The sequence below is a fragment of the Brevibacillus parabrevis genome (assembly GCF_022701015.1).
Classification (GTDB): Bacteria; Bacillota; Bacilli; order Brevibacillales; family Brevibacillaceae; genus Brevibacillus; species Brevibacillus parabrevis.
In genome coordinates, this window is record NZ_CP064090.1 from 3,332,370 (window position 1) to 3,346,599 (window position 14,230).

13 protein-coding genes are annotated in these 14,230 nt (G+C 49.0%); all 13 read left to right on the forward strand.

The features are described 5' to 3' along the window. Positions 1–340: 340 nt before the first annotated feature. The 13 genes from sucC to fliF all read left to right on the forward strand — a co-directional run bounded on the left by sucC (position 341) and on the right by fliF (position 14,221). On the forward strand, positions 341–1,501 hold the full coding sequence (gene sucC, locus IRJ17_RS16010; RefSeq protein WP_063227647.1) for an ADP-forming succinate--CoA ligase subunit beta: 1,161 nt from the start codon (positions 341–343) through the stop codon (positions 1,499–1,501). A 44-nt stretch (positions 1,502–1,545) separates the two neighbouring features. Continuing rightward, positions 1,546–2,448, forward strand: coding sequence for a succinate--CoA ligase subunit alpha (gene sucD, locus IRJ17_RS16015; RefSeq protein WP_122965185.1), 903 nt, complete (start codon positions 1,546–1,548; stop codon positions 2,446–2,448). Positions 2,449–2,580: 132 nt separating this feature from the next. After that, the gene (gene dprA / locus IRJ17_RS16020) at positions 2,581–3,696 is read left to right on the forward strand and encodes a DNA-processing protein DprA (protein WP_242771097.1); all 1,116 of its coding nucleotides are present in this window, start codon (positions 2,581–2,583) and stop codon (positions 3,694–3,696) included. Positions 3,697–3,805: 109 nt separating this feature from the next. After that, a complete protein-coding gene (gene topA / locus IRJ17_RS16025; protein ID WP_242771099.1) occupies positions 3,806–5,884 on the forward strand; it encodes a type I DNA topoisomerase in 2,079 nt (692 codons plus the stop codon). Positions 5,885–5,923: 39 nt separating this feature from the next. Then, the gene (trmFO, locus tag IRJ17_RS16030; RefSeq protein WP_242771101.1) at positions 5,924–7,228 is read left to right on the forward strand and encodes an FADH(2)-oxidizing methylenetetrahydrofolate--tRNA-(uracil(54)-C(5))-methyltransferase TrmFO; all 1,305 of its coding nucleotides are present in this window, start codon (positions 5,924–5,926) and stop codon (positions 7,226–7,228) included. A gap of 73 nt (positions 7,229–7,301) precedes the next feature. Continuing rightward, positions 7,302–8,243, forward strand: coding sequence for a tyrosine recombinase XerC (gene xerC / locus IRJ17_RS16035; protein ID WP_122965189.1), 942 nt, complete (start codon positions 7,302–7,304; stop codon positions 8,241–8,243). A gap of 15 nt (positions 8,244–8,258) precedes the next feature. After that, entirely contained in the window at positions 8,259–8,801 is a 543-nt protein-coding gene (gene hslV, locus IRJ17_RS16040; RefSeq protein ID WP_122965190.1) for an ATP-dependent protease subunit HslV, read from the forward strand. Between the two features lie 19 nt (positions 8,802–8,820). Continuing rightward, complete coding sequence (gene hslU, locus IRJ17_RS16045) at positions 8,821–10,218, forward strand: ATP-dependent protease ATPase subunit HslU (RefSeq protein WP_063227640.1); 1,398 nt, start codon at positions 8,821–8,823, stop codon at positions 10,216–10,218. A 40-nt stretch (positions 10,219–10,258) separates the two neighbouring features. After that, entirely contained in the window at positions 10,259–11,038 is a 780-nt protein-coding gene (gene codY / locus IRJ17_RS16050; RefSeq protein WP_005834266.1) for a GTP-sensing pleiotropic transcriptional regulator CodY, read from the forward strand. 373 nt (positions 11,039–11,411) lie between these two features. Then, on the forward strand, positions 11,412–11,825 hold the full coding sequence (gene flgB, locus IRJ17_RS16055; protein ID WP_122965191.1) for a flagellar basal body rod protein FlgB: 414 nt from the start codon (positions 11,412–11,414) through the stop codon (positions 11,823–11,825). Positions 11,826–11,827: 2 nt separating this feature from the next. Beyond that, the gene (gene flgC / locus IRJ17_RS16060; RefSeq protein ID WP_122965192.1) at positions 11,828–12,286 is read left to right on the forward strand and encodes a flagellar basal body rod protein FlgC; all 459 of its coding nucleotides are present in this window, start codon (positions 11,828–11,830) and stop codon (positions 12,284–12,286) included. Positions 12,287–12,305: 19 nt separating this feature from the next. After that, complete coding sequence (gene fliE, locus IRJ17_RS16065; RefSeq protein WP_063227636.1) at positions 12,306–12,605, forward strand: flagellar hook-basal body complex protein FliE; 300 nt, start codon at positions 12,306–12,308, stop codon at positions 12,603–12,605. Between the two features lie 29 nt (positions 12,606–12,634). Then, the gene (gene fliF, locus IRJ17_RS16070) at positions 12,635–14,221 is read left to right on the forward strand and encodes a flagellar basal-body MS-ring/collar protein FliF (protein WP_122965193.1); all 1,587 of its coding nucleotides are present in this window, start codon (positions 12,635–12,637) and stop codon (positions 14,219–14,221) included. Positions 14,222–14,230 lie beyond the last annotated feature (9 nt).

Here is a 14,230-nt window from a genome sequence, read left to right on the forward strand (position 1 = left end):
GGCACGAACAGTATCGCCTCTCCTTTTTTGTGAATGGAAAAGAGCGCGAAGTCGTCTTGTACGCCAATTATTTTCAACTGGACGCAAAATGGTATATTCACAGTGAAATCGCGGAAAATCAGTGGAAATTGTTTCAAAGTCTTAGAAAATGATGGTTGTTCCTCATGAAGTTTCGAAGTTATGGTCACGATAAGGACAACATATTACTACCACTTTTGCATTTTTTGTCGTAGAATAGTTACGTTGCACTGATAGTGGAGGCTTCGACCGGAGGAAGACGCAGATGTCTTTAGCCGGTCTAAAAGCCTGCCGATCTTTATCTGCCATAGGAGGATGGAGAATGAACATTCATGAGTATCAAGGTAAAGAGATACTTAAGCAGTACGGTGTAAAAGTTCCTGAAGGTCGCGTAGCGTTCACAGTGGATGAAGCTGTTGAAGCAGCGAAAGAACTGGGCACCCAAGTAGTTGTGGTAAAAGCACAAATCCACGCTGGTGGCCGCGGTAAAGCTGGCGGTGTAAAAGTGGCGAAAAACCTGGATGAAGTTCGTACATATGCCAACGAAATTCTTGGCAAAGTGTTGGTAACTCATCAAACAGGACCAGAAGGCAAAGAAGTAAAACGCCTTTTGATCGAGCAAGGCTGCGATATCAAAAAAGAATACTACGTTGGTGTCGTTGTTGACCGTGCGACTGGCAGCGTTGTTATGATGGCTTCCGAAGAGGGCGGTACGGAGATCGAGGAAGTAGCTGCTCACTCTCCAGAAAAAATCTTCAAAGAAGTAATCGATCCGGTAACAGGTCTGAATGCGTTCCAAGCACGTCGCCTGGCTTACGCAATCAACATTCCAAAAGAACTGATCAACAAAGCAGCGAAGTTCATGCTGAGCTTGTACCAAGCATTTGTTGACAAAGATTGCTCTATCGCTGAAATCAACCCGCTCGTTGTTACTGGCGACGGTGAAGTAATGGCACTCGATGCCAAACTGAACTTCGACAGCAACGCTCTCTATCGTCATGCTGACATCGTAGCTCTGCGCGATCTGGATGAAGAAGACGAGAAAGAAATCGAAGCGTCCAAATTCGATCTGTCCTACATCGCACTCGATGGTAACATCGGTTGCATGGTAAACGGTGCAGGTCTGGCAATGGCAACGATGGACATCGTGAAATTTTACGGTGGAGACCCTGCCAACTTCCTCGATGTAGGCGGCGGTGCTACAGAAGAGAAAGTAACCGAAGCGTTCAAAATCATTCTGCGCGATGAAAAAGTTAAAGGTATTTTCGTTAACATTTTCGGTGGCATCATGAAATGTGACGTCATTGCAAACGGCGTAGTAAATGCAGCAAAACAAATTCAACTGGACAAACCGCTCGTTGTGCGCCTCGAAGGTACCAACGTGGATCTCGGTAAGAAAATCCTCAATGAGTCCGGTCTGAACATCGTTGCAGCTGAATCCATGGCTGATGGCGCTGAGAAAATCGTATCCTTGGTAAAGTAAGCAATTGCGAGTAGATACGTTAAAAAAGGTGGGAAAAATACGCGATGAGTATTCTCGTTAACAAAAATACAAAAGTAATTACACAAGGGATTACCGGTGCAACAGGTTTGTTCCACACTCGCGGAGCCGTTGAGTACGGTACACAAATGGTTGGCGGTGTAACACCTGGTAAAGGCGGCACTGAAGTTGACGGTATTCCAATTTTCAACACAGTAGCAGAAGCAGTAGAAAAAACTGGTGCAAACGCATCCGTTATTTACGTTGCTCCTCCATTCGCTGCTGACGCGATCATGGAAGCGGTTGACGCTGAGCTGGATCTCGTAATCTGCATCACCGAAGGTATTCCTGTCCTCGACATGGTAAAAGTAAAACGTTACATGGAAGGCAAGAAAACCAAGCTGATCGGACCTAACTGCCCTGGCGTTATCACTCCAGGCGAGTGCAAAATCGGTATCATGCCTGGCTACATCCATACTCCTGGTAAAGTGGGTATCGTATCCCGCTCCGGTACCTTGACGTATGAAGCGGTTCACCAAACATCTACTCGCGGCATTGGTCAATCCACTGCTGTTGGTATCGGTGGAGACCCTGTAAAAGGTATGGAATTTATCGATGTACTGAAAATGTTCAACGAAGATCCAGACACAGAAGCAGTGATCATGATTGGTGAAATCGGTGGTACTGCGGAAGAAGAAGCAGCTGAATGGATCGCTGCGAACATGAAAAAACCAGTTGTAGGTTTCATTGGCGGACAAACTGCGCCTCCAGGAAAACGCATGGGCCACGCTGGTGCGATCATTTCCGGCGGTAAAGGTACTGCGGCTGAGAAAATCGCCAAGCTCGAAGAGTGCGGTGTTCGCGTAGCGAAAACGCCAGCAGTTATCGGTGAAACACTGGTAGAACTGTTGACAGAGCGCGGTATGCTCGACAAAGTTCTCAACAAATAAGAACGAAGATAGCAGAAGTGGACAGGCACAGGCTTGTCCACTTTTTCTTTTTTTGAAGGAGGCCGCTGTCTTTCGGTACAATGACTCTCGAAACCGTTACACCAAACGGCGTTCCGCGGGAGGGAGTTTTGCATGCGTAAACCGAAAATCAGCGAGCGAGACTGGTTGTTCATCCTGACGATGATCTCTGGCCTGGGTCGCAAAAAAATTAGACAAATTCATGAGCTGGCAGGCTCTTTGCAGAATGCTGTCGATGAATGGCGTTTGGTCGGAGAAGAATTGCGGCTGTCGATCGAGCTAATTCAACAAGTTGATGCGCAAACCAATCCAGCTGTAGTCGAGCGGATGCTTGGCGAACGGGAAGCGAAAAAAGTCGGTTTCTTGTGCGTGTGGGACGAAGCGTATCCTGCTTCGCTCCGCCATATTCCTGATCAGCCATTGACCTTGTTTTACCGTGGGGATAGCAAGCTGCTTGAAGTGCCGTCTATCGGCGTTGTGGGCTCGCGGAAGCCTACGCCATACGGGCGGGCCAGCAGTGCGTTTTTGGTGAAGGAGCTGGTGCGTGCAGGTCTTGCCGTTGTCTCCGGCTTGGCGCACGGGATCGATGGGGAAGCGCATCAGGCTGCTCTTGCGGCAGGAGGAAAAACGATTGCCGTGCTCGGATGTGGACTCGATCATGTTTATCCGCCGAGACATCAAGCGCTCTATCAAAAAATTGAATCTTTCGGACTACTTTTGTCTGAGTATCCGCCGCATACGCCTCCTTTTCCCGGGTTGTTTCCGGAAAGAAACCGAATGATTAGCGGACTTAGTTTGGGTGTTTTGGTTGTAGAAGCGGCAGAGAAAAGCGGATCGCTGATTACAGCTGACTGTGCTTTGGAGCAAGGACGCGACGTTTTTGCCGTTCCCGGACCTATTTTTTCATCGTTGAGCGCTGGCCCGCATAACTTGATCAAACAAGGTGCAAAGCTAGTAACAAGTGCAAGCGACATTTTGGAGGAATTGCCGATTGTATTGCCACCAGATGTGCCGTCTGGAACAGCAACTGCCAAAAAGAGCCATGACAGCGAGCTGTCTCCAGAAGAAAAGGCAATCGTAGAATCGATAACGTACGATGGCGTTCATGTAGACGAGATTGTTCAGCAATTGGAACCGGATCGACGCAAAAGCATCCATCAGTTGATGCTCAGACTGGAGGCAAAAGGGGCGCTGACTGCCCTGCCAGGGGGGTATTTTGCACGGCGTTGAGGCTTGTGTCACATGTGCTGCGAACTCCCTACCCCTTGCAAGTGTTTGACAAATCGGATAAGCATATTTAATAATAGGGAAGATTCCTTACTAAAAGGGGAGGAAAAAAATGGCTGATACGCTCGTAATCGTAGAATCCCCTGCGAAAGCGAAAACCATTGGAAAATATCTGGGAAGCAAATATATCGTGAAAGCGTCCATGGGTCATGTGCGCGACCTCCCGAAAAGCCAGATGGGGGTAGATGTCAATCATGACTTTGAACCCAAATACATAACGATTCGCGGCAAGGGCGATGTACTCAAGAGCTTGAAGGATGCCGCCAAAAAAGTGAAAAAAGTTTATCTGGCTGCCGACCCGGATCGCGAAGGGGAAGCAATTGCCTGGCATCTGGCGCAGTATCTGAATCTGGATTTGAACCAGCCGCTTCGGGTTGTGTTCAACGAAATCACGAAAGACGCGATCAAAGAAGCGTTCAAGCATCCGCGACACATCAATATGGATTTGGTCAACGCCCAGCAAGCCCGCCGCATTCTGGATCGGCTTGTCGGCTACAACATCAGTCCGATTTTGTGGAAAAAAGTGCGCAAAGGCTTGAGTGCAGGGCGCGTTCAATCAGTTACGGTCAAGCTGATCATGGATCGGGAACGTGAAATTCAGTCGTTCATTCCTGAAGAGTATTGGACGATTGCCACCAAGCTCGCAAGCAATGGCAAAGAGTTTGAAGCGAAGTTTTACGGCTATGGGGACGAAAAGGTAGAGCTGAAATCCGAAGAAGATGTCAAACAAGTGTTGGACAGAATGAAGGACCAGCCGTTTGTCGTGCAAAAGGTGATCAAGCGCGAACGCAAACGCAATCCGGCTCCGCCGTTCATCACCAGCTCCTTGCAACAGGAAGCAGCCCGCAAACTGAATTTCCGTACGGCCAAGACCATGCGCATCGCCCAGGAGCTGTACGAGGGGATCGATGTTGGCAACAAGGAAGGCGCAGTCGGTTTGATTACGTATATGCGTACAGACTCGACACGCTTATCCGAAACCGCACAAAATGAAGCGAAAGAGTACATACAGGAAAAATTCGGCGCTGATTACATACCGGCTGAACCTCGCGTCCAGGCCAAAAAAGAAAACGCTCAGGATGCGCACGAAGCGATTCGTCCTACGTCTGTGTCTCGCACACCGGATGAAATCAAAGAATTTTTGTCGCGGGATCAGTTGCGTTTGTATCGCCTGATATGGGAACGGTTTCTCGCCAGCCAAATGTCTTCGGCTGTACTCGATACGATGAGTGTGGATATAGATGCAGGGGGCATCATGTTCCGGGCGACTGGCTCGAAAGTGAAATTCCCTGGATTTATGAAGGTTTATATAGAAGGAAACGATGACGGGACAGAAGAAGAAAGCTTCCTGCCGCCGATTGATGAAGGGCAGACCCTTGAACATCAAGAAATCACCCCGGCTCAGCACTTTACGCAACCGCCGCCGCGATACTCCGAGGCACGTCTTATCAAGACGCTGGAAGAAGGCGGCATCGGACGGCCTTCTACCTATGCGCCTACCTTGGAAACAATCCAAAAGCGCGGCTACGTCGCTTTGGAGGAAAAACGCTTTATTCCGACGGAGTTGGGTGAGATCGTCATTACTTTGATTGAGGAGTTTTTCCCGGAGATTCTCAATGCGGAATTTACGGCTCACATGGAGTCTGATCTGGATGAGATCGAGGAAGGTACTGCCAACTGGGTCAACATTCTCGATGCGTTTTACGGAGGCTTTGCCAAGCGGGTAGCCGTAGCCGAGGAAGAGATGAAGGAAGTCGAGCTGAAAGACGAAGAGTCTGATGAAACCTGCGAGCTTTGTGGTCGCGTGATGGTCTACAAGCTCGGACGTTTTGGCAAGTTCCTCGCTTGTTCCGGCTTCCCGGATTGCCGGAATACGAAACCGATCGTCAAAGAAACGGGAGTAAAATGCCCACAATGTGAAACCGGACACATTATTGAACGTAAATCTAAAAAGAGCCGTATTTTTTACGGTTGCAACCAATACCCGGAATGCGATTTTGTATCGTGGGACAAACCGATTGCCCGTCCTTGCCCGAAATGCTCAAGCCTGATGGTAGAGAAAAAGCGCAAGAAGCAAGGGGTCAGCGTCGTCTGCACCAAATGCGATTACCAGGAAGAAGCAGACTCCTGATTGGACGAGGTACAATTTGTAGCTTGGAGGAAAAACAGCATGACAACACCAACTATCACAGTCGTAGGCGCAGGGTTGGCAGGAAGTGAAGCTGCCTGGCAAATCGCCAAGGCAGGGATTCCTGTCAAGCTGTACGAAATGCGGCCGAAAACCCAAACGCCTGCCCATCATACAGACAAATTCGCGGAACTGGTTTGCAGCAACTCCTTGCGAGCGAACACTTTGACCAATGCAGTCGGCGTATTAAAAGAAGAAATGCGTCGGCTGGACTCGGTCATTATCCGGGCTGCTGACCGTTGCGCCGTTCCGGCGGGTGGAGCACTCGCGGTAGACCGACATGAGTTTGCCGGCTACGTTACCGATGCGGTGAAAAATCATCCACTGATTGAAGTGATCACCGACGAGATCACGGACATCCCGGCTGACGGGATTGTCGTCATTGCGACTGGCCCGCTGACATCGCCAGCCTTGTCCCAAAAGCTGAAAGAGCTGACTGGGGAAGAATACCTATATTTCTATGATGCTGCAGCCCCAATTATCGAAAAAGACTCGATCGACATGAACAAAGTGTTTGTCGCTTCCCGTTACGATAAAGGGGAGGCTGCCTACCTGAACTGCCCGATGACAGAGGAAGAATTTAATCGCTTCTACGATGAGCTGATCGCAGCCGAAGCTGTTCCGCTGAAGGAATTTGAAAAAGAAATTTTCTTCGAGGGCTGCATGCCGATCGAAGTAATGGCAAAGCGCGGACGCCAAACGATGGTTTTCGGACCGATGAAGCCAGTCGGTTTGACCGATCCCCGCACAGGCAGAAAGCCGTATGCAGTCGTTCAGCTTCGCCAGGACAACGGAGCGGCTACTTTGTACAACATCGTCGGCTTCCAAACCCATTTGAAGTGGCCTGAGCAAAAGCGCGTCTTCTCGCTCATCCCGGGACTGGAAAACTGCGAAATCGTGCGCTACGGCGTCATGCACCGCAACACCTTTATCAATTCTCCCAAGCTGCTTCGTCCGACCTATCAGTACAAGGAACGCGATACATTGTTCTTTGCAGGGCAAATGACCGGAGTGGAAGGCTATGTGGAATCGGCTGCATCCGGACTGCTCGCAGGCATCAACGCTGCGCGACTGGCAAAAGGGGAAGAGTTGATCGTCCTCCCGCCTGAAACGGTAATGGGCAGCATGGCGCGGTATATTACGACGGCTGATCCGAAACATTTCCAGCCGATGAATGCGAATTTCGGACTGGTTCCAGAGTGGCCAGAACGCATCCGAAACAAGCGTGAGAAAAACGAAAAGCTCGCTGAGCGGGCGCTAGATACAATTCAGAATTTTACACAATAACGACACAATTAACGTTGATATCCGAATTTCGTCTGTGTTACTATATAGGTGCTTCGAGGAGGGTGCATCCCATATGGACATTTCGCAACAAATTTCTGCGGATCTTGCGATGTTTACCCGTTATTTGCGAGTAGAAAAAAACGCCTCTCCTCATACGGTAAAGCAGTATATGGCAGATATCAGCGAATTTGTCTCCTTTATGGAACAGCACCAAATCTCCGTATTTGCTGCTGTTTCTTATTTGCATGGTCGATCCTTTCTCGCACACTTGGCGGGCAGGGGGTTATCCCGGCGAAGTGTTGCGCGTAAGCTCTCCAGCTTGCGAAGCTTGTATCGATTTTTGTTGCGTGAGGGTCAGCTGGAACAAAATCCATTTCAACTCGTCTCCACTCCGAAAATGGAGAAGAAACTCCCCTCCTTTTTGTATCCGCAAGAGGTTCAAGAGTTTTTTGATCTGCCAGATACATCAACGCCTTTAGGAATACGTGATCGGCTGATATTTGAACTGTTGTACGCGAGCGGCATGCGCGTTTCGGAACTGGTGACCTTGTCAGTTGACGACATCAATCCGAGCATGGGCGTCGCGCTTGTATATGGAAAAGGGGCAAAAGAGCGGTATGTGCCTGTGGGAAGTTATGCCTGCGATGTTCTTAGGCAATACCTAGAGTATGGAAGAGAAAAACTGTTGGCCGGAAGAGTAGATCACGGCAACCTGCTGGTCAATTATCGCGGAGAACCGCTATCTGACCGCAGTGTTCGCCGGATTGTAGACAAATACGTAGATATGTGCGCTTCTCATTTGCGTGTCTCACCGCACACCTTTCGTCATACGTTTGCGACCCATATGTTAAATGGAGGGGCTGACCTCCGTACGGTCCAAGAACTGCTGGGACATGTCAATGTCTCCACGACACAGGTATACACGCATGTGACCAAGGAGCGACTTCGCCATGTATATGACACCGCTCACCCGCGGGCTAACCCGAATAGTACAGGTTCCGCCAAACGGACATAACGGGAGGAATCAGTAATGGAACAGTTTCACGCAACAACCATATTCGCTATTTCGCACAATGGGGCAATCGCAATGGCCGGAGACGGTCAGGTTACCTTTGGAAACAGCATGGTCATGAAAAATGGTGCTAAAAAAGTAAGAAGGCTCTATCGTGGAGAAGTTTTAGCAGGTTTTGCTGGCTCAGTTGCTGACGCAATCACGCTGTTTGAAAAGTTTGAAGGCAAGCTTGAGGAATACCACGGCAACCTTCAGCGAGCGGCTGTCGAGCTGGCGAAGGAGTGGCGGCTGGATAAAGTGCTGCACCGCCTGGAAGCCATGATGATTGTGGGCAACAGAGAGCATCTTTTGCTCATCTCCGGGAACGGGGAAATCATCGAACCGGATGACGGCATTCTCGCGATTGGCTCTGGCGGCAGCTTTGCCCTTGCTGCCGGGCGCGCGCTGAAAACATATGCGCCGCATCTTGGTGCCCGAGAAATTGCAGAAGCATCACTTCGAACTGCTGCCGAGATTTGCGTGTTCACGAACAACAATCTTGTGGTGGATGAGTTGAATTGAGCGAAAGGGAGGAACTTCTGTGCTGAATCTTGAGCAATTAACTCCGCGTAAGATCGTAGAGCATCTGGACAAATACATCGTCGGGCAGGCACAAGCGAAAAAAGCGATAGCTGTAGCCCTTCGCAACCGTTACCGGCGCAGCCTTTTGCCGGAACAGATGATTGACGAGGTCGTTCCTAAAAATATTTTGATGATCGGGCCAACCGGGGTGGGTAAAACCGAGATTGCCCGCCGCATTGCCAAATTAACCGGCGCGCCGTTCATCAAGGTAGAGGCGACCAAGTTTACTGAAGTTGGCTACGTAGGACGCGATGTAGAGTCGATGGTGCGAGATCTGGTGGAAGCCTCCATCCGAACTGTGAAGCAGGAAAAAATGGAGTCAGTGAAAGAAAAAGCAGAAAAGCTCGCGAATGAAGCGATCGTCAATGTGCTGGTTCCATCCCGCAAACCGCAAAGCTCGTTCAAAAATCCGCTGGAGATGCTGTTCGGCGGACAACAGCAGCAACAACAAGAGTCGCATGACCAGGAAGAGGCTTCCGTCCTGCAACAGCGCAGGCAGGTGGCTTGGCAACTGGCGAATGGACAGCTGGAAGAACAAATGATCGAGATAGATGTAGAAGATCAGTCGCCAAACATGTTTGACATGTTCCAAGTTCCGGGTACAGAACAAATGGGGATGCAAATGCAGGATATGCTCGGCAGCCTGATGCCTAAACGGACGAAGAAGCGAAAATTGCGAATTAAAGATGCCCGAAAGGTATTAATTCAGCAGGAAGCGCAAAAACTGGTGGATATGGACGAAGTTACGCAGGAGTCGATTCGTCGGGCTGAACAGCATGGCATTATCTTTATCGACGAAATCGACAAGATTGCGGGCAAGGACGGACGTGGTCCGGACGTATCCCGCGAAGGTGTGCAACGGGATATTTTGCCGATTGTGGAAGGCTCTACGGTCATGACGAAGTACGGACCTGTGAAAACAGATTACGTCCTGTTCATCGCAGCCGGAGCATTCCATATGGCCAAACCGTCCGACCTGATTCCTGAGCTTCAGGGACGTTTTCCGATTCGGGTCGAGCTGACGAGCTTGCGCATCGAAGATTTTGTGCGAATTTTGACAGAACCGAAAAATGCGCTGCTCAAACAGTACGTCGCCCTGTTGGAAACAGAGGGAGTTCAAGTGGAATTTACGCCGGAAGCCATCCAGGAGATCGCCAAAATGGCTGCTGAAGTGAACCAGAGTACAGACAATATCGGCGCGAGACGCTTGCACACCATACTGGAAAAGCTGCTGGAGGATCTCTCGTTTGAAGCCCCGGAAATTCATCTGGAAGTTGTACAGATCACCCCGGATTACGTCCGTCAAAAGCTGGGAACAATCGCGGGGAACAAAGACTTGAGTCAATACATTTTGTAAGCATTGGATAGGTAGTAACATACATTGGGAGGAAATACAGATGGATCTACTGTCGAAAACTAGAAGAATTAACCGCATGTTGCAAAAATCTGCGGGTCATGCCGTTAATTTTAATGAAATGGCGCAAGTATTGAGCGATGTGATTGAAGCAAATACGTTTGTCGTAAGCCGCAAAGGGAAGCTGCTTGGCTTTGCGATCCACCAAGAGATGGATAACGGACGTATGCGCAAAATGCTGGAAGAGCGCCGTTTTCCGGAAGAGTATAGCCAAGGTCTTTTGAAAGTGGAAGAAACGTCTGCAAACCTGGACGTAGAAAGCCCATACACCATTTTCCCTGTGGAAATGAAAGATGTATTCCGCTCCGGTTGGACGACTCTCGTTCCGATCATGGGTGGTGGCGATCGCCTCGGTACGCTGATTCTCGGCCGCATCAACGATCAATTCGTGGACGATGACCTGATCCTGGCAGAAGTGGGCGCAACCGTAGTAGGAATGGAGATTTTGCGCGAGCGTTCTGAAGCGATTGAAGAAGAAGCGCGCAGCAAGGCTGTCGTTCAAATGGCGATCGGTTCCCTGTCCTACAGTGAATTGGAAGCTGTCGAGCACATCTTTGAAGAGCTGGAAGGCAAGGAAGGCTTGCTCGTAGCGTCAAAAATTGCGGATCGTGTCGGCATTACCCGCTCCGTTATCGTGAACGCGCTGCGCAAGCTGGAGAGTGCGGGCGTAATCGAATCCCGCTCCCTGGGGATGAAAGGAACATTCATTAAAGTATTGAATGAAAAGCTGCTTCCTGAACTGGAAAAGCTGAAAACCTCGTAAGATTTTCTAGAATAAAAGTTTAGCCAAAGTGAACTTCAAGGTATAGCAACAGCCGTTGCTGTACCTTTTTTCATGGGTAATTATACCTAGTTGCAACACTGTCCGACAATCTTTTACCAGAAATTATGCATTGATTTTTCGGGATAAGTGCAATCACAGCGCATTGAATATGGTTTGCATGTAAAAACAAGTAAAAAAACAGGAAAGTTCAGGGATTTAGTGCCATTGAATCATTTTGAAAATCGCCATCAATAGGGGCTTTTTTCACTATTACGATTTTGCTATGATTGAATCGTATCTTGGCTGTCGAAAATACAGGAATTATAGGCAGATTTGCGAAAACGAATTGACACATATTGGGGGAGAAGGCTACATGCTGGATAGTTATCATCTGCAGGTCCTTGAGAGATCGATGAACGCCGCTACACTGCGCCATCGGACGATCACAAACAATCTTGCCAATATCGATACCCCTCAATTCAAAAGTCAACAGGTAATTTTTGAGGGCTATCTGCAAGAGGAACTAAATGGGAAAATAGGAACTGGAAAGCTTGCGGCCTATCGAACCAATGAACGCCACATTCCATTTAGCAACGCTGGCGGGTTCGCGATGCCACAGGTCGTTTCCAATCCGAATAGCTACGTTCAAAACAGTGGGAATGATGTGGACTTGGAGTCGGAGACAACGGAGCTGGCGAAAAACCAAATCTGGTATAGCGGCCTGACGCAGCTGACTGCGGGCCATTTCCAGAAACTGCGCAGTGTCATTGAGGGTGGAGGGAAATAACGATGAGCTTGTTTCAAGGAATTAATACAAGTGCTTCAGCCTTGACTGCAAATCGGTTGCGCCTGGATACGATTGCGTCGAATATTGCGAATGCAGAAACGACGCGCGCAACTTTTGTCGATGGCAAGTGGCAACCGTACCGTCGAAAAATGATCGAAATGTCACCGCGCTCAAGCGAGTCATTCGACAGCTTTCTGCAAGCGGCGGTTGGGACGGTGTCTGGCAGAGGAGGAGAACAAGGGGTGCGGGTCACAGCGATTCAAGAAGACAACACTCCGTTCAAGCGCGTATACGATCCTTCCCATCCGGATGCAGATCAAGACGGCTACGTGCTCATGCCAAACGTTGATCCGATGAAGGAAATGGTGGACCTGATTTCCGCTTCGCGATCCTACGAGGCGAACGTCACTGCTTTAAACGCAACGAAAGCGATGATGTTGAAGGCATTGGAAATCAAATAAAGCGGGTGAACAGTAAAAGATGGACATAAACGCACTTTCACAAGCGGTTCCGGTCAAGATGCCTGTCGCAAACAAAATGCCAACCACCGCGGAAGTCACAAAAGAATTTGGCGCTTTTTTGACAGACGCCATGAACCAGGTGAATCAGGCGCAGGTAGAGTCGGCCAATCTGGCAGACAAATTCGCGGCTGGCGAAATTACGGATCTGCACCAACTGACTGTTGCAGGCCAAAAAGCTTCCGTGATGCTGCAAATGACGATGCAAGTCCGGAATAAAGTGATTGAGTCTTACCAAGAAATCATGCGCATGCCGATTTGATTGTCGTTTTATCCAGTGAGAGGTGAAACATGAACGAACGTTTAGCTTTATACAGAAATCAGCTTACGTCTAAATGGAACCAGTTTTCCAAAAAGCAAAAATGGATGATTGTCGGAATCTCGCTTTTTCTGTTAATTTCGCTGGGCTTATACATATACATCGCTTCTCAGCCGGTCTACAAGCCACTCTACGATCAGAGACTTAGTGAACAGGAAATCGGCGCGATCAAGAAAGAGTTGGAAGGTCAGCAAATTCCATACAGGATTACTGGAAATGGGACAAGCATTGAAGTACCGGAAAAAATGGCCCAAGACGTCATTGTCGATCTTGCCGCACAAGGAATCCCCAGCCAAGCAGGCATCAACTCCGAAGTTTTTTCCAATACGTTGGGTGTTACGGACAGACAGTTCGATGTGATGAAAAAAGAAGCCTTGCAACAAGAGCTGCGCAAGATGCTTGAAAGAGTAAAAGGCGTTCGCTCGGCACAGGTAATGATTACACTGCCACAGGAAAGCGTTTGGGTAACAGAGACACCGGATACGGCAACTGCTTCCGTCATCGTCGATGTAGAACCAGGCACGACCCTGGAGCAAAAGCAAATTAACTCGCTCTACCTGCTCGTTTCCCGAAGCGTTCCGAAGTTGCCGATCGATGCGATTGCCATTACGGACCAATATTCGAATCCGCTGGAGCGCGCAGAAGGCGAAGAAGCAGAAGGAAGCTTGAGCAGCTTTAAACAACAAGAAGCGATCAAGTCCGAGGTTGAGAAGAAGATTCAACAAAATCTGTACAACCTGCTTGGTACAATCATGGGTCGCGATAAAGTGATTGTTCACGCTTTTATCAAAATGAACTTTGATAAAGAAACTCGCGTGGAAAATCTCGTGGAAGCGCCTGACAAAGAGAACAACGAAGGACTTATCATCTCTTCTCAAAAATTATCAAAAGCTTTCTCGGGTCAAGGCCAACCGCCAGGGGGCATCGCAGGTACAGGCGCGAATGCCGTTCCAAACTACCCGGGGAACAATCCTCAAGGAAGCAACAGCCAGTATGAAGAGTTGAATGATACAATCAATCGCGAAGTCAATCGGTTTACTCGGAATATTACGTTGAGCCCGTACAAAATCGAAGACTTGACGATCAACGTCGGGGTTGAGCCTCCGAATGGCACAGAATTGGATGCGGCTACACTTGAAAGCATCAAGCAAGTGCTGCGCAATGTTGTGCGTGTAACGTTAAGCGACAAGGCTGTCGATTTGAGCGAAGAAGAACTGGACAAGCATATTTCCGTTCTTCCGCGTCAGTTCTCTGGAAAAGTGGCTGTCGAAGAATCCAGCGCACTCAGTCCAGCTGTATTGTGGACCGTTGGTGGTATTGCCGTTTTGGCACTCGCCGCTGTTGCCTTCCTCATCATCCGCCGCCGCAATCAAGCGAAGCTGGAGCAGGAAGAAGAAATGTCCGATTTGCTGGCACCTGGTCAACCTACCGAAATTCCGGATCTGATTTATCAGGAAGACGGAGATCAGGTTGTGGTCAGAAAACAGCTTGAAAAATTGGCGCGAAGCAAGCCGGATGAATTTGTTGTTCTGCTTCGTACTTGGTTAGCAGAAGATTAAGGAGTGAAA

Bases quoted from the DNA above. Each gene is read 5' to 3' on its own strand.
- sucC (WP_063227647.1), top strand. From the start codon at position 341: ATGAACATTCATGAGTATCAAGGTAAAGAGATACTTAAGCAGTACGGT.
- sucD (WP_122965185.1), top strand. From the start codon at position 1,546: ATGAGTATTCTCGTTAACAAAAATACAAAAGTAATTACACAAGGGATT.
- dprA (WP_242771097.1), top strand. From the start codon at position 2,581: ATGCGTAAACCGAAAATCAGCGAGCGAGACTGGTTGTTCATCCTGACG.
- topA (WP_242771099.1), top strand. From the start codon at position 3,806: ATGGCTGATACGCTCGTAATCGTAGAATCCCCTGCGAAAGCGAAAACC.
- trmFO (WP_242771101.1), top strand. From the start codon at position 5,924: ATGACAACACCAACTATCACAGTCGTAGGCGCAGGGTTGGCAGGAAGT.
- xerC (WP_122965189.1), top strand. From the start codon at position 7,302: ATGGACATTTCGCAACAAATTTCTGCGGATCTTGCGATGTTTACCCGT.
- hslV (WP_122965190.1), top strand. From the start codon at position 8,259: ATGGAACAGTTTCACGCAACAACCATATTCGCTATTTCGCACAATGGG.
- codY (WP_005834266.1), top strand. From the start codon at position 10,259: ATGGATCTACTGTCGAAAACTAGAAGAATTAACCGCATGTTGCAAAAA.
- flgB (WP_122965191.1), top strand. From the start codon at position 11,412: ATGCTGGATAGTTATCATCTGCAGGTCCTTGAGAGATCGATGAACGCC.
- flgC (WP_122965192.1), top strand. From the start codon at position 11,828: ATGAGCTTGTTTCAAGGAATTAATACAAGTGCTTCAGCCTTGACTGCA.
- fliE (WP_063227636.1), top strand. From the start codon at position 12,306: ATGGACATAAACGCACTTTCACAAGCGGTTCCGGTCAAGATGCCTGTC.
- fliF (WP_122965193.1), top strand. From the start codon at position 12,635: ATGAACGAACGTTTAGCTTTATACAGAAATCAGCTTACGTCTAAATGG.